Source organism: Shinella zoogloeoides (assembly GCF_003574625.1).
GTDB classification, from domain to species: Bacteria; Pseudomonadota; Alphaproteobacteria; order Rhizobiales; family Rhizobiaceae; genus Shinella; species Shinella zoogloeoides_A.
The window spans coordinates 50,824-67,918 of sequence record NZ_QNUJ01000007.1 but is presented as its reverse complement, the minus strand read 5'-3'; the positions used below and the strand labels follow the sequence as shown (position 1 = coordinate 67,918).

Genomic DNA, 17,095 nt, shown 5'->3' with positions numbered 1-17,095 from the left:
GCTTATTTGCCCTGTCTCACCTGGCTGCGTTCTTCGACCACCAGACATCCGGGAAGCCAAGGCCGTAATAGGGCAGCTCCTTCGGCCGGGCGAGATGGTTCCAGTAGGCGACCTGCTGCGACTTCGAATAGAACATCGGCACGACATAGTGATGGGCGAGCAGCACGCGGTCCATCGCCTTGACGGTGGCGACGAGCTCGGCGCGGTTCGGCGCGAAGATGATCCGGCGGATCAGCTCGTCTATGGCGGGATCGGCGATGCCGGCATAGTTGCGCGAGCCCTGCTGGTCGACAGAGGAGGAGCCCCAGTAGTCGACCTGCTCGTTGCCCGGCACCAAGGTCTGCGCCCAGATGCCGTAGAGCATGTCGTAATCGAAGCTGCGGACGCGGTTGGTGTATTGCGAACTGTCGACCGTGCGGATGCGCGCGTCGACGCCGATATCGGTGAGGCTCTTCACATAGGGCAGGACCGTGCGCTCCTGCGAGGGATTGGACAGCAGGATCTCGATGCCGAAGGGCTCGCCGGTCTTCACATTCACCAGCTTGCGGTTCTTCAGCTCGTAGCCCGCCTCCTTGAAGAGCATCAGCGCCTTGCGCAGGTTCTCACGCGCCGCCTTCGGATCGCCGGAGACGGGATTGGTATAGGGCGTCGTGAAGACTTCGGACGGGATCTTGTCCTTCAGTTCCTCCAGGATTTCCTTCTCGCGGCCCTCCGGCAGGCCCGATGAGGCAAGCTCGGTGCCCCAGAAATAACTGTCGATGCGGTTGAGCCGGCCATAGGCGAGGTTGCGGTTGAGGCTTTCGAAGTCATAGGCGTAGTTCAGCGCCTCGCGCACCCGCTGGTCCCTGAATTTCTCCCGGCGCATGTTCGGCACGAAGGCCTGCATGATGCCGGTGGCGCGCAGCGGATTTTCGATCTCCTCGCGTACGATGCGGCCGTCCTTGGCGGCCGGGAAGTCATAGGCCGTCATCCAGTGGCTGGACGAATTGTCGCGGTAAAAGTCGACATTGCCGGCGCGAAAGGCCTCGAATTCCACATTCCTGTCGCCGAAGAACGTATAGGTGATCGCGCCGAAATTGTTCTGGCCGACATTCACGTTGAGATCCTTGCCCCAATAGTCGTCGCGCCGCTCGAAACGGATCGAGCCGCCGGCCTGGAAGGAGGCGATCCTGTAGGGGCCGGAGCCCATGACGGGCTCCAGCGTCGTGCGGCCTATGTCGCGCTTGTTGCCCTTGGCGTCCGTCCCCTCCCACCAGTGTTTCGGCACGATCTGGAACTGGCCGAGGATGTTGGGAAGCTCGCGGTTGTTCTTCTCGTCGAAGCGGAAGGTGACGTCGCGCTCGCCGGTCTTCTCCGCCGAGACGACGTGCTTGTAGTAGTTGGCGAGCAGCGGATTGTGCTCCTTCGACTTTTCGAAGGAGAAGACCACGTCCTCCGGCGTCACCGGCTGGCCGTCCGCCCATTTGGCTTCCGCGCGCAGGCGGAAGGTCGCAGAGGAGATGTCGTCCGGGAAGGACACGCCCTCGGCCAGCAGGCCATAGGCGGTGGTGATCTCGTCCTCGGCGGATTTCAGCAGCGTGTCGAAGACGAGGGAGGAAACGCCCGAGGCGGCCTCGCCCTTGGAGAGGATGGGGTTGAACGTGTCGTAGGTGCCGGTTTCGGAAAGCTTCAGCTCGCCGCCCTTCGGCGCGTCGGGATCGACATAGTCGAAATGGGCAAAGCCGTTCGGGTGCTTCAGTTCGCCGATGGTGGAAAGACCGCTGTGCCAGACAGGTTCCTTGGCGTCTTGCGCGAGGGCGCCGGTCGCAGCCCCCAAAGACAGGGCCAGAGCGACCGTGAACACGTTTCTCCCGAAGGCTGCCTGCATGCCAATTCCCTTTCGTATCCTTTGCCGAAGCATGCGGGAGAGAATAGGCAAAATCCGGGCAAATGACAGGCCCGCCATGAAAGCGGCGGTTTTTGCCATGCCTATCACGGGAAGGGATTCACTTCTGCGAAAGGATGGTCGTTTAACCTTTCGCAACCATTGCGACTTTCGAGACCGGACGATGCCAGCCCATTTCCTGCTTTCCCGCCTGCCCACCTGCTTCCTCGCCGCCGGCCTTGCGCTGACCGCGCTCGCCTCGCCGCTTGCGGCCGAGGAGCGGCCGGCCAAGGAGCTGTTCGGCGCCAAGCGCCTGCCGGCGCTGATGGCGACGAGCCCCTACGGGTCCTATGCCAAGGGCTGCATCGCCGGCGCGGTGGCCATCCCGACGGACGGCCCGGCCTGGCAGGCGATGCGCCTGTCGCGCAACCGCCGCTGGGGTCATCCGAACATGATCGCGCTGCTGGAGCAGTTTTCGCAGGACGCCCGCGAAATCGGCTGGCCGGGGCTGCTGCTCGGTGACATTTCACAGCCGCGCGGCGGGCCGATGCTGTCTGGTCACGCCTCGCACCAGGTCGGCCTCGATGCCGATATCTGGTTCACGCCCATGCCGGACCATCGCCTGTCCGCCGAGGAGCGGGAAAAGCTGCCCTTCACCTCCATGCTCGACAAGAGCAAGTTCCTGACGGTCGATTCGCGCCGCTGGACGCCGACCCATGCCCGGCTCGTCATGAAGGCGGCGAGCTACCCGCAGGTCGAGCGCGTCTTCGTCAACCCGGCGATCAAGAAGAAGCTCTGCGAAACCTGGCAGGGCGACCGCTCGCTGCTCGGCAAGGTGCGACCGATCTACGGCCACGACAAGCATTTCCACATCCGCATCAAGTGCCCGGAGGGCGCGCCCGGCTGCAAGCCGCAGGCGCGCGTGCCGGCCGGCGACGGCTGCGATCAATCGCTCGCCTGGTGGTTCACCAAGGAGCCCTGGGAAAAGCCCAAGCCGAAGAAGGACGCCAAGCCGGTCAAGCCCTGGTATGTCAAGATGTCGGACCTGCCGAAAGCCTGCGGCACGGTCCTGGCGAGCGCCTCGCCCTCCTCCGAGCAGGAAGTGACCTATCGCGGCAATGGCGGCGCCTCGACCGCGCTCGCCTTCTCCGCAAGCGCCGGGGGCGGCGCCAGCGCGACCATCGAATCGGTGATCGCCTCCGATACGGCCCTTCCCGCGATCGTGCCGATCCCGATTCCGCGGCCGTTCCAGTAGGCCAAGGGCCCTCCCTACCCTCTCGCCAGCAAACCTCCTGTTTTCGTCCTCCTTTGTGTGGAGATGCCGGCAGACAGAGGGAGGCTGCGGGGCTTTTCAACGCCCCGCCGCTTTTGTATAAGGCGTTCAAATCGATTTAAAATCGCTGGGGAATGCCCATGTCGCGCCGGAAATGCATCGCGCTCATCGCGCATGACGAGAAGAAGGACGACATGGCGGCCTTCGCCGCCGAGCATGAAAACGTGCTCTCGCAGGCACGGATCGTTGCGACCGGCACCACCGGCGGCCGGGTGCTGGACGCCTGTCCCGGGCTCGACGTGACCCGGCTGAAAAGCGGCCCGCTCGGCGGCGACCAGCAGATCGGCGCGCTGATCGCGACGGGCGAGGTGGACGTGCTGATCTTCTTCGTCGATCCGTTGACGCCGATGCCGCACGATGTCGACGTGAAGGCGCTGATGCGACTTGCGATCGTCTATGACATTCCGATGGCGCTGAACCGGGCGACCGCCGAACAGCTTCTCGACTTTGCCGCCGATTGACGGCAACCTTCGCCGCAGATAGCGAAAGCGGACCATCCACCATAAAGAACGGGACAGCTTGATGGCACGGCCGGGCGACAACGACACGAACTTTCCCTTCCCCATCCTGATCGGCGATATCGGCGGCACCAATGCGCGCTTCGCGCTGCTGGTCGACGCCTTCGCCGAGCCGAAGCATTTCCCCATCGTTCAGACCGCCGATTTCGCCAATATCGACGACGCGCTGCAACGCTGTATCCTCGATACGACCTCCGTACAGCCGCGCTCGGCGATCCTGGCGCTTGCCGGGCCTATCGAGGGCGACGAGGTGCCGCTGACCAATTGCCCTTGGGTGGTGCGCCCGCGCGACATGATCGCCAATCTCGGCTTCGAGGATGTGCTGCTGGTCAATGATTTCGAGGCGCAGGCGCTTGCCGTCGCCTCGCTCGGCGACGAGGATCGCGAGAAGATCGGCCCCGGCGTGGAGCGGCATTCGGCCTCGCGTGCCGTGCTCGGCCCGGGCACCGGCCTCGGCGTCGCCGGCCTCGTCCATACCCGCCACAGCTGGATTCCGGTTCCGGGCGAAGGCGGCCATGTCGATGTCGGTCCGCGCAGCGAGCGCGACTACCAGATCTGGCCGTTCCTCGAACCCATCGAAGGGCGCATCTCCGCCGAACAGCTCCTGTGCGGGCGCGGCATCATGAACATCTATCATGCCATCTGCGCCACCGACGGTATCGACGCAACGCTTGCGACACCCGCCGACGTCACCGCCAAGGCGCTTGCTCACGAGGACCGTGCAGCGGTCGAGACCGTCTCGCTGTTCTCCACCTATCTCGGGCGCGTCGCCGGCGACATGGCGATGATCTTCATGGCCAAGGGCGGCGTTTTCCTGGCCGGCGGCATCTCGCAGAAGATCCTGCCGGCGCTGCGCGGGCCCGAATTCCGCGCCGCCTTCGAGGACAAGGCGCCGCATAGCGCGCTTCTCGGTTCGATCCCCACCTACGTGGTCACCCACCCCGTCGCCGCCCTTGCCGGCCTTGCCGCCTTCGCCCGCATGCCGGACCGCTTCGGTGTTGCAACGGAGGGACGCCGCTGGAAAAGGTGAGCGCTCCGACGGGCCCGCGCCGCGCCGCGGACTCGCCAAAAGCGGGCCGACACCCTATAGAGCGGCCACGGGCCGGTTCGCCGGCCGCCGTCGAGACCGTGCAGGAAAGTCAGTTTATTGACCGATAAAAGTCGAACCGAGCACCCATCTGTCAGCTCCGATACCATCACCAGCGTGCTCAAGCGCGTCATCGCCGAAAACGGCCGCGAATATATTCGCGGGTACCTGCTGGCGATCCTGTGCCTCGGCATCATCGCCGGCACCACCGCCTACGCCGCATGGATCATGGAATCGGTTGTCAACGAGGCCTTCGCCAACAAGCGCGCCGACCTCGTCCTCATCATCTGCGGCTCGATCTTCGCCGCCTTCGTGTTGCGCGGCTTTGCGACCTATTTCCAGGCCGTCATCCTGTCGAAGATCGGCAACAACATCGTCGCCCGCTACCAGCGTCGGCTGTTCTCCCACCTGATGGCGCTCAGCGTCAGCTATTTCAACGAGTCGCGCTCGGCCTATCTCGCCGCCAAGATCAACCAGAACATCTCCGGCATCCGCGACGTCCTGAACATGACGGTGACGTCGCTCGCGCGCGACCTCCTCACGCTGCTCGCCCTCGTCGGTGTCATGCTCTCGAAGGACTGGCTGCTGACGCTCATCGTCTTCGCCGTCGCTCCACCGCTTCTTCTTGGCCTGCGCTACGTCTCGAAGCGGCTGCGCGCCGCGACGCGCGAATCCGTCGAGCTGAACAGCCACGTACTCGGTGCGATGCAGGAGACGGTGCAGGGCATCACCATCGTGAAGGCCTTCACGATGGAAAACCAGCTCAAGGAGAAGGTCGAGAGCATCATCGAGCGGGCGGAGAACCGGTCGAACCGCATCGCGCGGCTTACCGAGCGCACCGCGCCGATGTCCGAATCCTTCGCCGGCTTCACCATCGCGGGCGTCCTTGCCTATGCCGCCTTCCGCTCGATCTACGGCGGCATCCTGCCGGGCGCGTTCTTCTCCTTCGTGACGGCGCTGCTGATGGCCTACGATCCGGCCAAGCGCCTCGCCCGGCTGCAGGTCTCGCTCGAGCGCGCGGCGGTCAATGCCCGCATGATCTACGAGATCCTTGACCTCAAACCGCGCCAGGCCGACCTTGCCGACGCCCGGCCGCTCGCGATCACCGATGCGGCCATCACCTTCCGCGACGTGCGCTTCGGCTATTCCGAAAGCGAGACGATCCTCAAGGGTGTCAGCTTCACCGCCGAGGGCGGCAGGACGACGGCGCTCGTCGGCCCCTCCGGGGCGGGCAAGTCCACCATCATCAGCCTCATTCCGCGCTTCTACGATCCGGCGGACGGCGAGATTCTGATCGACGGGCAGGACATCGCGCATGTGACCAAACAATCGCTGCGCAATGCCATCGCCTATGTCTCCCAGCAGCCCTATCTCTTCGAAGGCACGATCCGCGACAACATCCGCTACGGCCGCCCGGACGCGACGGATGCCGAGATCGAGGAAGCCGCGCGGCATGCCTATGCGCATGACTTCATCCTCGCCCAGCCGCTCGGCTACGACACGCCCGTCGGCGAGAACGGCGTGACACTCTCCGGCGGCCAGCGCCAGCGGCTTTCCATCGCCCGCGCGCTGGTGCGCAACGCGCCGATCCTCCTGCTCGACGAGGCGACCTCCGCGCTCGACACCGAGTCGGAACAGGCCGTGCAGAAGGCGCTGGACGAGGCGATGAGCGGACGCACCGTGGTCGTCATCGCGCACCGTCTCTCGACGGTGGTGCGCGCCGACAAGATCATCGCCATGCAGGACGGCATGGTCATCGAGGAAGGCACGCACGAGGACCTTGCGGCGCGCGAGAACGGTCTCTACGCTCGCCTCAACAATCTCCAGGCGCCTGCCGGCCTCACGGGCAAATAGACAGCAAGGACGAAACGACATGAGCGGCAACCCAATGAAGCTGGTCGTCGTCGGCGCCGCGGGCCGCATGGGCCAGACGCTGATCCGCACCATCCACGCCATTAAGGGCGCGGAGGTCTTCGCTGCCGTCGAGCGCGAGGGCTCGCCCTTCGTCGGCCGTGATGCGGGGGAGCTCGCCGGCCTCGGCCCGATCGGCGTTCCCGTCACCGACAAGCCGCTGGAGGCCTTCGTGGCGGCCGAGGGCGTGCTCGATTTCACCGCCCCCGCCGCCACCGTCGAGTTCGCCGGCCTCGCCGCGCAGGCGCGCATCGTGCATGTCGTCGGCACTACCGGCTGCTCGGCCGCCGACGACGAGAAGATCAAGGCCGCCGCCCGCCATGCCCGCGTCATGAAGTCCGGCAATATGAGCCTCGGCGTCAACCTGCTCGGCGTGCTGACCGAGACGGCCGCCCGCGCGCTCGGCCCCGACGACTGGGATATCGAGGTGCTGGAAATGCACCACAAGCACAAGGTCGATGCTCCCTCCGGCACCGCACTGCTGCTCGGCAATGCCGCCGCGAAGGGCCGCGGCATTTCGCTGGCGGAGAATTCCGTGCGCGTGCGCGACGGCCATACCGGCCCGCGGCCCATGGGCACGATCGGCTTTGCCACGCTGCGCGGCGGCTCGGTCATCGGCGAACATTCCGTGCTGCTCGCCGGCGAGGGCGAGACGGTGACGCTGTCGCACAGCGCGACGGACCGCTCGATCTTCGCCCGCGGCGCCGTCAAGGCGGCGCTCTGGGCGCGCGAGAAGAAGCCCGGCCTCTATTCCATGCTCGACGTGCTCGGGCTCAATTAAAGTCAGCCTCAGGAGACAGACCATATGAGCGGAACCCTCGTCCTCGTTCGCCACGGCCAGAGCGAATGGAACCTGAAAAACCTCTTCACCGGCTGGCGCGACCCCGACCTCACCGAACTCGGCATCGAGGAGGCCAGGACCGGCGGCAAGGCGCTCGCCGACACGGGCATCAAGTTCGACATCGCCTTCACCTCCGACCTTTCCCGCGCCCAGAAGACGCTGAAGATCATCCTCGACGAGATCGGCCAGCAGAGTCTCGAGACGATCCGCGACCAGGCGCTCAACGAGCGCGACTACGGCGACCTTTCCGGCCTCAACAAGGACGATGCCCGCGCCAAGTGGGGCGAGGAGCAGGTCCATATCTGGCGCCGCTCCTACGATGTGCCGCCGCCGGGCGGCGAAAGCCTGCGTGACACCGGCGCGCGCGTCTGGCCGTACTATCTCACGGAGATCCTGCCCCGCGTGCTGCGCGGCGAAAAGGTACTGGTCGCCGCCCACGGCAACTCGCTGCGCTCGCTGGTCATGGTGCTCGACAAGCTGACGAAGGAAGAGATCCTGAAGCTCAACCTGGCGACCGGCGTGCCGATGGTCTACACGCTCAACGCCGATTCGACGGTGAAGTCGAAGGACGTGCTCGGGGACATGTCGGGCGCGCATTGAACGCTGTCCCTTCCCATAAGAAAAAGGCCGGCATTCGCCGGCCTTTTGCATTTCAGGCCTTGCCCGATTCCCAGCCCAGCATGGCGCGCTTGCGCGTCAGGCCCCAGTGGTAGCCGGTCAGCGCGCCACTCTTGCCGAGCGCGCGGTGGCATGGCACCACAAAGGAGATGGGATTGCGGCCGACGGCGGCGCCGACGGCGCGCGAGGCGGTCGGCTGACCGAGACCTTCGGCGATCGAGGAATAGGTGACGGCGCAGCCCATGGGGATGCGTAGCAGTGCCTGCCAGACGCGGACCTGGAAATCCGAGCCGATCAGCACCACGCGCAGCGGCGCCTTCGGGTCCCAGCGCTTCGGGTCGAAGATGCGCTCGGCATAGGCGGCCGTCGCCTCCCGGTCCTCGACATAATGCGCGTTCGGCCAGCGCGAGGACATGTCCTCGAAGGCATCCATGCCGTCGGCCTCGTCGGTGAAGGCAAGGCCGGCAAGGCCCCGGTCGGTGATCATCACCAGCGCCCCGCCGAAGGGCGAGGGATGGAGGCCGTAGCGGATGGTGAGCCCTGCCCCGCGCGCCTTCCACTCGCCGGGCGACATGGCCTCGTGCGTGACGAAGAGGTCATGCAGCCGGCCGGGGCCGGAAAGGCCGACCTCGAAGCTGGTTTCGAGCAGCGGCAATTCCTCCTGCCGCAGCAGGCGCTTGGCATGGTCGAGCGTCACGGCCTGCAGGAACGCTTTCGGCGAGAGGCCGGCCCAGCGGGTGAAGGTCTTCTGCAACTGCGTCGGCGACTGGCCGAGGCGGCCGGCAATGTCCTCCAGCCCGGGCTGCTCCCGATAATCCTCGGTGATCATCTCGATGACCCGGCGGACGGTCGTGTAGTCGCCGCCCTCGGGCGTGATGTCGGTTTGCAAAGTCGCGGCAATGTTCATCGCTTTTCTCCTGTGCCGCCAGAAAAGCACGCCCCCGGCGTGCCGGCCACCCGTTTCCTGCGGGACGTAGCTTAGTAACCGCGCTTCACCCGCGCCAGCGCGCCGGAAAAGGCGGAGGCGAAGCGCTCGCGGTCGTCGAGCGGCAGGAAGGTGCCGACATCGGTCTCCCGGCCGTTGCCGCGCACATGCATGGCGGTGATGCCGATCTTCGCCTTGCGCGAGACGAGGAAGCGCGCCCAGAACGGATTGAAGGTATATTCCGTTTCCTTGCCGGACGGCGTGATCTTGCGGATCGAGATGCTGGTGCGCGAGAGCGAAACGATCTCCCTTGCTCTGGCCGCCCGGTTGTTCAGCCAGAAGGCGCCGAAAAGGATGAGGAAATCCGCCCCGAAGAACATGACCACCGGCCAGGCGCCGGAGATCATGAAGACGGCCATGTGGGCGACGCTGAGCGCGCCCGCGATGAGGAAGAAGATACGGTGCCCGTTCCGCCCCAGCGAGCGATAGGGATGCAGCTCGGCGGAGAAGACCGGCAGGTCGTTCATCGTGATGTCGGCATTGCCTTGGGTCATGACGCTTGATTATAAGCAAGCCGCGCGGGACTGTGTAGCGGTTTTGCGGGGGCTCGCATCGGAGGCATCATGGACAGCGTGAAGACCCGGAAGAAAGCGCCCTCGGCGCCGCCGCGCCGCAAGGCGTCCGCGCCGGTGAAGAGCCTCTATTCGCAGGACGAGCTGAAGGAGATCTTCCGTCGCTTCTCCATCCAGCGGCCGGAGCCGAAGGGCGAGCTGGAGCATGTGAACCCGTTCACGCTCGTCGTCGCCGTCGCGCTCTCCGCGCAGGCGACCGATGCCGGCGTCAACAAGGCGACGCGCGCCCTCTTCAAGGTCGCCGACACGCCGGAGAAGATGCTGGCGCTCGGCGAGGAGAAGGTGCGGGAGTACATCAAGACCATCGGGCTCTACCGCAACAAGGCGAAGAACGTCATCGCACTCAGCCGGATGCTCGTCGACCGCTTCAACAGCGAGGTGCCGCGCACCCGCGAGGAGCTGGTGATGTTGCCCGGCGTGGGCCGCAAGACGGCCAATGTCGTGCTTTCCATGGCCTTCGGCCAGGCGACGATGGCGGTCGACACACATATCTTCCGCATCGCCAACCGGATCCGCCTCGCCCCCGGCAAGACGCCGGACGAGGTGGAGGACAAGCTGATGCGCATCATCCCGGATGAATATCTCTACCACGCCCACCATTGGCTGATCCTGCACGGGCGGTACTGTTGCAAGGCGCGCAGGCCCGAATGCGAGCACTGCGTCATCGCCGATCTCTGCAAGTCGCCGGAAAAGACCTCAGACGTGCCCGCCCCGCTGGTCGAGCTTCCTCCACAGCTGTTCGGCCCTACGCCCTGAGCCCGTCGAGGAGATCGGCGATCACCGCCTCGTAGACCTTGCGATCGGCGCCGGCCTCGATGGCGATGGCCGCGCGGTCGAAGGCGGCGGAGAGCAGGCCGGTCAGCGCCGCAAGCCTTGCGGCTTCGATATCCGGCCCGAGCAGGGCGGACAGCCCCTCTTTCAGCGTATCCTCGGCATTGTCCCGGTCGATTGCGCCGGCGCCCGCAAAGCCTAGGACGGCAGGTGCTTCGAGCAGCAGGAGACGCGTGCGACCGGGCTCGGCCATGGCGTCGAAATAGGCGGACGCACCGAAAAGCAGCGCTTCGCGCGGCGAGCCGGCCGGCAGCGAGACCGTCTCGATCCGCGCCGCCACGGCTTGCGCTTCGTGCTCCAGCACGGCGCGGAACAGCGCCTTCTTGTCCTCGAAATGGTGGTAGAGCGCGCCGCGCGTCACTCCTGCTTCCGCAACGATGTCGGGCGTCGCCGTTTCCGCATAGCCCCTCTCCACGAAGAGCCGCCGGGCGGCCTCGATCAGGGCGAGGCGCGTCGCCTCGGTGCGTTCCTTGTTGCTGCGTGCCATGTCGCCTCTTTACATACAATCTGCATGTATGTTAATTAATAGAAACATGCAGATTGTATGTTTTTTCCAAAGGCAAATCCAGCAAAAGCGTGCAGCGGCTTTCGTCCGGAATTGCGCCAGACAGAAAGAGTAAAGAGATGAAGACGACCAGCTACTATCCCGTGATCATGACGGATGACGTCGCCGGCACCGCCGCCTTCTACACGGCGCATTTCCGCTTCGAGGCGCTCTTCACCAGCGACTGGTACATCCATCTCCAGTCCCGCGAGGACGAGAAGGTGACCCTCGCCGTGCTCGACCGCAACCACGAGACCATTCCGGCCGCCGGCCGGGGCAAAACGGTCTCCGGCCTTCTCCTCAATTTCGAGGTGGAGGATGTCGACGCGGTGCATGCCGCCGTGCGCGCCGCCGGCCTGCCGATCCTTGTTGCCATCAGGAACGAGGATTTCGGCCAGCGCCATTTCATCACCACCGATCCGAACGGCGTGATGATCGACGTGATCACACCGATCCCGCCGAGCGCCGACTATGCGGCAATGTACGACGCATCAGCCCTGCCGCAGTGAGAAGCCAGGGTCCTTGCGGCTCAGCGCCTTGTGGAGGTGCACCATCAGGCCGGCCGCAAAGAGCGGCGTCATGAGGTTGACGATGGGGATCGCCAGGAAGGCGGCGATGACGAAGCCGGCGAGGAGAACCGTGGAGGCATGCTTGGCGCGGAACAGCCGCGCTTCGGCGGGCGCGCGATAGCGCATGGCGGCGAATTCGAAGAATTCCCGGCCGAGCAGGTAGCCGTTGACCAGGAAGAAGGCGACGAGATTCACGCCCGGAATGAAGAGGAGGAACAGGGCGATCAGGTTGCCGAGGATGACCACGCCGAGGAACTTGATCGAGCCCATGATGGCCTGGCCGAGCGGCAGCGCCGTGCCCCGGGCCTCGCCCGGATAATCGCGCGTCTCGATGACCTCGGCGACATCGTCGAGGAAGAAGCCGGCGATGATCGCCGTCACCGGCGCGAGCAGAAGAGCGAGGCCGAGCGCGAGGCCAAGGCTGGCGACGATGCCGAAGACGAAGGTGAGCCAGCCCGCCCAATCCGGCAGGTTCGGCATCATCGCGCCTTCGAGCCAGGGCCAGGCGAAGGCGATGAAGGTCTCCCGCAGCCCGAACCAGATCACGACGAGCGCCAGGACGGTGAGCCCGAGGACCTTCCAGAAGACGCTGCGCGTCTCGGGCGCGAAGAGATTGGCGAGCGAAAGCCGGACGGCGTCGAAGATCATCGAAAACTCCTGTTCGGCTTCCGCATGTAGGGTGTGGAAAAGCCCCCGGCAAGGCGCGCGTGCAGAGCCTCCATTAAGACCCCGTTAAAGGACCGCTCCTAGACTCCCGCGCACCCGCACGCAGCCGTGCGCGACAAATCAGGGAACCGTCATGCGTAATGTCCGGATCGGCAGGCTCGTGCCTGCGCTCTTCGTCCTCGTGGTCGTCCTGGGCGGATTGCAGGGCATCGTCGACGGCGCCACCTCCCGCTGGGCCCTGCTTGCCGCCAGCGCGGGCCTCGCCCTTGCCGGCATGGTCCTTGTCAACCGCCGTGTCGCAAAGCCGCTCGACGAGCTTGCCGAAGCCTCGAAGCGCCTTGCCGCGGGCGATACGGATACTGCCGTTCCGCATGCCGACCGGAGCGACGAGATCGGCACGCTGGCGGCCGGCCTTGCGGCCATCCGCGACACTGCCGCCGAGCGCCAGCTTCTCGACCGCCGGGACGAGGACGACCGCCGCCGCGCCGAAGGCGAGCGGCAGGCGCGCGAGGCCGAGCGCACGCGCGACAGCGGCCGCGTGCAGGAAGCCGTCACCAGCCTTGCCGACGCGCTCGGCAGGCTTGCGGGCGGCGACATGACCTGCCGCATCGAAAAACCCTTCGACGGCGACCTCGAGCGCCTGCGCGCCGACTTCAACGCCGCCGCCGCCCGCCTTGGCGAGGCGATGCGCGATGCGCGCGAGAATGCGCGCGCCATCGATACCGGCGCCGGCCAGATCCGAACTGCGGCGGAAGACCTGTCGCGCCGCACCGAGCAGCAGGCCGCCTCCGTGGAGGAGACCGCCGCCGCGCTGGAGGAAATCACCACGACCGTCAGGAATTCCACCCGGCGGGCGGAAGAGGCGGGCTCGCTCGTCGCCCGCACCCGCACGGGGGCGGAAAAGTCCGGCGAGATCGTGCGCCGCGCCGTCGCCGCCATGCAGGAAATCGAAAAATCCTCCAGCGAGATCACCAGCATCATCGGCGTGATCGACGAGATCGCCTTCCAGACCAATCTGCTCGCCTTGAACGCGGGCGTCGAGGCCGCGCGCGCGGGCGAGGCCGGCAAGGGCTTTGCGGTCGTCGCGCAGGAGGTGCGGGAACTGGCCCAGCGTTCGGCTAAGGCCGCCAAGGAGATCAAGACGTTGATCAACACGTCGGAGGCGCAGGTGCGCACCGGCGTCTCACTCGTCGGCGATACGGGGCGCTCGCTCCAGACCATCGTTGCCGAGGTGCAGGAGATCAACGGCCACGTCCAGGCGATCGTCGAGGCCGCACGGGAACAGTCGGTCGGGCTTCAGGAAATCAACATGGCCGTCAACGCCATGGACCAGGGTACGCAGAAGAACGCCGCCATGGTGGAGGAGACGACCGCCGCCGCCCAGGGCCTCGCCTCGGAAGTGCAGGCGCTGAACGCGCTTATCGGCCAGTTCAACGTGGGCGGTTCGGCTGCCGCCGGCCGCACCATGCACGCGCCGCATCTCCACGTCGTCCCCGCCACGCCGCCGGCACCGCCCGCCGCGCCCGCGCCGGAGCAGAAGGTCGCCCGCAAGTCTCCGGGCCAATGGAACGTCAAGGCTGCGACGGAGAAATCCCGCCCCGTCACCTCTCCCGCCCTCGCGCTCAGCGAAAAGCTCGCCGGCGCGCTCGGCGTGCGGCAGGAGAAGGGCGATGAGGGGGATTGGGAAGAGTTTTGAGACGGACGTGAAGCCGTAGTTCAGGCGAGAGCGTGAGGCGCGCCCAGTCCACTCTCCTCAGGGTCAGGGCAGGGCTATCGCCTGCGGAATTCGGCATTGCTGCTCTTCCCTTCCCCAGCGGGGAGAAGGGGGATGGGGAGGCGTCTTCCTCCCATATGCAACAGCCCTCCCTTCCCGGAAGGCACCCGCTCGCGGAACGAAAGGCCGGCGCTAGGCCAGCCCTTCCTCCGGCGGATAGACATGCGTCTCCCCGCGGAAATCGCGCAGGCGAAAACAGCCGTCGTCCGCTTCCTCCACCGCCGGCGAATCCGCCCGTACCTTGCCGTGGCCGCCGGGGATGTCGAGGATGTAGGCCGGCTGGCAGAGGCCGGAGACGCGGCCGCGCAGGCTCTCGACCAGCGCCCGGCCTTCGGTGAGCGTGAGGCGGAAGTGGGCCGTGCCGGGGGCGAGGTCCGGGTGGTGAAGGTAATAGGGTTTCACGCGGTTCTCGACGAAAGTGCGCATCAGCGCGGCGAGCACTTCTGCATCGTCGTTGACGCCCTTGAGCAGCACCGTCTGGCTGATCATCACCATCCCGGCATCGACGATGCGGGCGATGGCGGCGCGGGCTTCGGCCGTGAATTCGCGCGGATGGTTGGCGTGGAGCGCCACATAGGTCGTCTTGCCGGAGGCCTTCAGGGCTTCGATCAACGCGGCGTCGATCCGCTCGGGATCGACGACGGGAACGCGGCTGTGGAAGCGGACGATCTTCACATGCTCGATTGCCGCAAGCCGCTCCATGATCGCCTGGAGGCGGCGCGGGGAGAGGACGAGCGGATCGCCGCCCGTCAGGATGACCTCCCAGATCTCCGGCCGCTCCGCGATATAGGCAATGGCCGTATCGAGCGCCCCGGGCGACAGGGTACCGAGCCCTTCCGGCCCGACCATCTCACGGCGGAAGCAGAAGCGGCAATAGACCGGGCAGACATGCACGGCCTTGAGCAGCACGCGGTCGGGATAGCGGTGCACGATGCCCTCGACGGGGCTATGCGCGAGGTCGCCGATAGGGTCGGCGCGCTCTTCCGGCAGGGTGACGAGCTCGGCGGCATCGGGGATGAACTGGCGGGCGATGGGATCGAGCGGATCGTCCGCGTCGATCAGCGCGGCGAGCGCGGGCGTAACGGCGACGGCGTAGCGCTCGGCAACGGCGGTCGCGGCGGGCCGCTTCTCCTCCGGCAGTAGGCCGGCAGCGGCAAGCTCGGCAACCGTGGTCAGGCTGCGCGCGGCCGTCACGGCGCGGTCTCCGCGACGGGGGCCCAGAGCACCTGGTCGATGCGGGGCGCGCCGGTCGCCAGCATGACGAGGCGGTCGAAGCCGAGCGCGATGCCGCTCGCTTCCGGCATGAGAGCGAGGGCGGCGAGAAAGTCCTCGTCGAGCGGATAGGTCTCGCCATAGACGCGGGCCTTTTCCGCCATTTCCAGCTCGAAGCGGCGGCGCTGCTCGGCGGCGTCCGTCAGCTCTCCGAAGGCATTGGCCAGCTCCACGCCGCAGGCATAGAGCTCGAAGCGCTCGGCGACGCGCGGATCGTGCGGCGCGGGCCGTGCCAGCGCGGCTTCCGCCGTCGGATATTCGCAGAGGACGGTGGCGCGGCCGAAGCCGAGTTCCGGCTCGACCTTTTCCACCAGCACGCGGCTGAAGAGATCGGCCCAGGTGTCGTCATCCGCAACGCGGAGATCCCTGGCCCGCATGGCGGCGGCAAGGGTCTCGCGATCCGTCGAACCATCGGCGCGGATCGTCGCGAGAAGGTCGATGCCAGCGTGGCGCGTGAAGGCATCGGCCACCGTCAGCCGCTCGGGCGGCAGCGCGGGATCGCAGGTCGCGCCGCAATAAGAAAGAAGGGAGACGCCGGCCGTTTCGGCGGCGAGCGCGAGCATCTCGCCGCAATCGGCCATCAGTACGTCATAGGTCTCGCCGGCGCGATACCATTCCAGCATGGTGAATTCGGGATGGTGCAGCGGGCCGCGCTCGCGGTTGCGATAGACATGGGCGAAGCAGGCGATGCGCCGCTCGCCCGCCGCCAGCAGCTTCTTGCAGGCGAATTCCGGCGAGGTGTGCAGATAGAGCGGCGTTTTCGTACCCGCATGGCCGATGGCGGCGGTCTCGAAGGCATGCAGATGCGCCTCGTTGCCGGGCGAGACCTGCAGCGTCGCCGTATCCACCTCGATGAAGTCGCGCGCGGCGAACCAGCCGCGCAGCGCCGCCTGGATGCGGTTTCGCGCCATCAGGAACGGCCGGCGGTCGGCATGGACGTCGGGCGTCCACCAGGGCGAGGGCTTCGGGCTTGTGGCGCTCATATGACAGGTTTCTTCGGCGATGCCGGCGGCAAGACTGGTCTTTTGCCGGAATATAGGGTAGTTGCGGCCCCGAAAACGTATTTTCAGCGTTCGCGGAAACGTCTTGTGGCGGTCCTCTACGACGCGAACCATCCAGTTACAAGGAAGACTTATGGTAAAGATCATCGCCTCTTCCGTCCGCAAGGGCAATGTCCTCGAGGTCGAAGGCAAGCTCTATGTCGTGCTGACGGCGCAGAACTTCCACCCGGGCAAGGGCACGCCGGTCACGCAGGTCGACATGCGCCGCATCTCCGACGGCACCAAGGTTTCCGAGCGCTACCGCACGACCGAGCAGGTCGAGCGCGCCTTCGTCGAGGACCGCGAGCACAACTACCTCTATGAAGACGGCGACGGCTACCACTTCATGAACCCGGAAACCTACGACCAGCTCACCATGTCGCAGGAAGACATCGGCGACCTCAAGGCCTACCTGCAGGAAGGCATGACGGTCGTTCTTTCCGTGCACGAAGGCGTCGCGATCGCCATCGACCTGCCGCGCCACGTCACGCTCGAAATCACCGAGACCGAACCGGTCGTGAAGGGCCAGACGGCCTCCTCTTCCTACAAGCCGGCGATGCTGTCGAACGGCGTTCGCACGCTGGTCCCGCCGCACATCACGGCCGGCACTCGCGTCGTCATCGCGACGGAAGACGGTTCCTACGTGGAACGCGCCAAGGACTGATTTTCC

The 17,095-nt window shown here is 66.1% G+C and carries 16 protein-coding genes and 1 pseudogene; 10 read left to right on the top strand and 7 right to left on the bottom strand.

Features of this window, described 5'->3' with window-relative positions; translation table 11 throughout:
• Nucleotides 1-16: 16 nt before the first annotated feature.
• A complete protein-coding gene (locus tag DSD28_RS15085; protein ID WP_119257248.1) occupies nucleotides 17-1,867 on the bottom strand; it encodes an extracellular solute-binding protein in 1,851 nt (616 codons plus the stop codon).
• A 181-nt stretch (nucleotides 1,868-2,048) separates the two neighbouring features.
• Between DSD28_RS15085 and mepA the strand changes: the two genes are divergently transcribed.
• From mepA to DSD28_RS15055, 6 genes are all read left to right on the top strand, one after another.
• The gene (gene mepA / locus DSD28_RS15080; RefSeq protein WP_119257247.1) at nucleotides 2,049-3,119 is read left to right on the top strand and encodes a penicillin-insensitive murein endopeptidase; all 1,071 of its coding nucleotides are present in this window, start codon (nucleotides 2,049-2,051) and stop codon (nucleotides 3,117-3,119) included.
• Nucleotides 3,120-3,277: 158 nt separating this feature from the next.
• Nucleotides 3,278-3,658: a methylglyoxal synthase gene (locus DSD28_RS15075; protein ID WP_119257246.1), complete on the top strand. Its 381-nt coding sequence runs from the start codon at nucleotides 3,278-3,280 to the stop codon at nucleotides 3,656-3,658.
• A gap of 61 nt (nucleotides 3,659-3,719) precedes the next feature.
• Nucleotides 3,720-4,745 carry a glucokinase gene (locus tag DSD28_RS15070; RefSeq protein ID WP_119257245.1) on the top strand — a complete coding sequence of 342 codons (1,026 nt, stop codon included), beginning with the start codon at nucleotides 3,720-3,722 and terminating at the stop codon, nucleotides 4,743-4,745.
• Between the two features lie 117 nt (nucleotides 4,746-4,862).
• Nucleotides 4,863-6,656 carry an ABC transporter ATP-binding protein gene (locus DSD28_RS15065; protein ID WP_119257244.1) on the top strand — a complete coding sequence of 598 codons (1,794 nt, stop codon included), beginning with the start codon at nucleotides 4,863-4,865 and terminating at the stop codon, nucleotides 6,654-6,656.
• A 19-nt stretch (nucleotides 6,657-6,675) separates the two neighbouring features.
• A complete protein-coding gene (gene dapB, locus DSD28_RS15060; protein ID WP_119257243.1) occupies nucleotides 6,676-7,494 on the top strand; it encodes a 4-hydroxy-tetrahydrodipicolinate reductase in 819 nt (272 codons plus the stop codon).
• 24 nt (nucleotides 7,495-7,518) lie between these two features.
• On the top strand, nucleotides 7,519-8,154 hold the full coding sequence (locus DSD28_RS15055; protein ID WP_119257242.1) for a 2,3-bisphosphoglycerate-dependent phosphoglycerate mutase: 636 nt from the start codon (nucleotides 7,519-7,521) through the stop codon (nucleotides 8,152-8,154).
• Between the two features lie 52 nt (nucleotides 8,155-8,206).
• Here the strand turns inward: DSD28_RS15055 and DSD28_RS15050 are convergent, their stop codons facing one another.
• Both DSD28_RS15050 and DSD28_RS15045 read right to left on the bottom strand, forming a co-directional pair.
• Entirely contained in the window at nucleotides 8,207-9,079 is an 873-nt protein-coding gene (locus DSD28_RS15050; RefSeq protein WP_119257241.1) for a methylated-DNA--[protein]-cysteine S-methyltransferase, read from the bottom strand.
• Between the two features lie 71 nt (nucleotides 9,080-9,150).
• On the bottom strand, nucleotides 9,151-9,651 hold the full coding sequence (locus DSD28_RS15045; protein WP_119257240.1) for a DUF2244 domain-containing protein: 501 nt from the start codon (nucleotides 9,649-9,651) through the stop codon (nucleotides 9,151-9,153).
• A gap of 69 nt (nucleotides 9,652-9,720) precedes the next feature.
• Here DSD28_RS15045 and nth point away from each other — a divergent pair, with 69 nt between their 5' ends.
• Nucleotides 9,721-10,485: an endonuclease III gene (gene nth / locus DSD28_RS15040; RefSeq protein ID WP_119257239.1), complete on the top strand. Its 765-nt coding sequence runs from the start codon at nucleotides 9,721-9,723 to the stop codon at nucleotides 10,483-10,485.
• Here nth and DSD28_RS15035 read toward each other — a convergent pair.
• Complete coding sequence (locus DSD28_RS15035; RefSeq protein WP_119257238.1) at nucleotides 10,475-11,047, bottom strand: TetR/AcrR family transcriptional regulator; 573 nt, start codon at nucleotides 11,045-11,047, stop codon at nucleotides 10,475-10,477. The genes nth and DSD28_RS15035 overlap by 11 nt on opposite strands.
• A gap of 137 nt (nucleotides 11,048-11,184) precedes the next feature.
• Between DSD28_RS15035 and DSD28_RS15030 the strand changes: the two genes are divergently transcribed.
• The gene (locus tag DSD28_RS15030; protein WP_119257237.1) at nucleotides 11,185-11,613 is read left to right on the top strand and encodes a VOC family protein; all 429 of its coding nucleotides are present in this window, start codon (nucleotides 11,185-11,187) and stop codon (nucleotides 11,611-11,613) included.
• Here DSD28_RS15030 and DSD28_RS15025 read toward each other — a convergent pair.
• Nucleotides 11,596-12,321, bottom strand: a complete 726-nt coding sequence (locus tag DSD28_RS15025) for a sulfate transporter family protein (RefSeq protein WP_119257236.1) — start codon at nucleotides 12,319-12,321, stop codon at nucleotides 11,596-11,598. The two genes, DSD28_RS15030 and DSD28_RS15025, sit on opposite strands and share 18 nt — an antisense overlap.
• A gap of 256 nt (nucleotides 12,322-12,577) precedes the next feature.
• Here DSD28_RS15025 and DSD28_RS15020 point away from each other — a divergent pair.
• A pseudogene (locus DSD28_RS15020) lies at nucleotides 12,578-14,035 on the top strand (methyl-accepting chemotaxis protein); the annotation flags it as partial.
• Nucleotides 14,036-14,245: 210 nt separating this feature from the next.
• Here the strand turns inward: DSD28_RS15020 and DSD28_RS15015 are convergent.
• Both DSD28_RS15015 and epmA read right to left on the bottom strand, forming a co-directional pair.
• Nucleotides 14,246-15,307 (bottom strand): lysine-2,3-aminomutase-like protein, encoded by a 1,062-nt coding sequence (locus tag DSD28_RS15015; RefSeq protein WP_119257234.1) that lies wholly within the window; start codon nucleotides 15,305-15,307, stop codon nucleotides 14,246-14,248.
• A complete protein-coding gene (epmA, locus tag DSD28_RS15010; RefSeq protein ID WP_119257233.1) occupies nucleotides 15,304-16,368 on the bottom strand; it encodes an EF-P lysine aminoacylase EpmA in 1,065 nt (354 codons plus the stop codon). Before epmA ends, DSD28_RS15015 begins: the two co-directional genes overlap by 4 nt.
• Before the next feature lie 151 nt (nucleotides 16,369-16,519).
• Here epmA and efp point away from each other — a divergent pair, with 151 nt between their 5' ends.
• Nucleotides 16,520-17,089 carry an elongation factor P gene (gene efp / locus DSD28_RS15005; RefSeq protein WP_119257232.1) on the top strand — a complete coding sequence of 190 codons (570 nt, stop codon included), beginning with the start codon at nucleotides 16,520-16,522 and terminating at the stop codon, nucleotides 17,087-17,089.
• Nucleotides 17,090-17,095: the final 6 nt, after the last annotated feature.

What these genes read in the sequence shown, in the direction of transcription:
- DSD28_RS15085 (WP_119257248.1), bottom strand. Translation starts at nt 1,867, where the DNA reads ATGCAGGCAGCCTTCGGGAGAAACGTGTTCACGGTCGCTCTGGCCCTG.
- mepA (WP_119257247.1), top strand. Translation starts at nt 2,049, where the DNA reads ATGCCAGCCCATTTCCTGCTTTCCCGCCTGCCCACCTGCTTCCTCGCC.
- DSD28_RS15075 (WP_119257246.1), top strand. Translation starts at nt 3,278, where the DNA reads ATGTCGCGCCGGAAATGCATCGCGCTCATCGCGCATGACGAGAAGAAG.
- DSD28_RS15070 (WP_119257245.1), top strand. Translation starts at nt 3,720, where the DNA reads ATGGCACGGCCGGGCGACAACGACACGAACTTTCCCTTCCCCATCCTG.
- dapB (WP_119257243.1), top strand. Translation starts at nt 6,676, where the DNA reads ATGAGCGGCAACCCAATGAAGCTGGTCGTCGTCGGCGCCGCGGGCCGC.
- DSD28_RS15055 (WP_119257242.1), top strand. Translation starts at nt 7,519, where the DNA reads ATGAGCGGAACCCTCGTCCTCGTTCGCCACGGCCAGAGCGAATGGAAC.
- DSD28_RS15050 (WP_119257241.1), bottom strand. Translation starts at nt 9,079, where the DNA reads ATGAACATTGCCGCGACTTTGCAAACCGACATCACGCCCGAGGGCGGC.
- DSD28_RS15045 (WP_119257240.1), bottom strand. Translation starts at nt 9,651, where the DNA reads ATGACCCAAGGCAATGCCGACATCACGATGAACGACCTGCCGGTCTTC.
- nth (WP_119257239.1), top strand. Translation starts at nt 9,721, where the DNA reads ATGGACAGCGTGAAGACCCGGAAGAAAGCGCCCTCGGCGCCGCCGCGC.
- DSD28_RS15035 (WP_119257238.1), bottom strand. Translation starts at nt 11,047, where the DNA reads ATGGCACGCAGCAACAAGGAACGCACCGAGGCGACGCGCCTCGCCCTG.
- DSD28_RS15030 (WP_119257237.1), top strand. Translation starts at nt 11,185, where the DNA reads ATGAAGACGACCAGCTACTATCCCGTGATCATGACGGATGACGTCGCC.
- DSD28_RS15025 (WP_119257236.1), bottom strand. Translation starts at nt 12,321, where the DNA reads ATGATCTTCGACGCCGTCCGGCTTTCGCTCGCCAATCTCTTCGCGCCC.
- epmA (WP_119257233.1), bottom strand. Translation starts at nt 16,368, where the DNA reads ATGAGCGCCACAAGCCCGAAGCCCTCGCCCTGGTGGACGCCCGACGTC.
- efp (WP_119257232.1), top strand. Translation starts at nt 16,520, where the DNA reads ATGGTAAAGATCATCGCCTCTTCCGTCCGCAAGGGCAATGTCCTCGAG.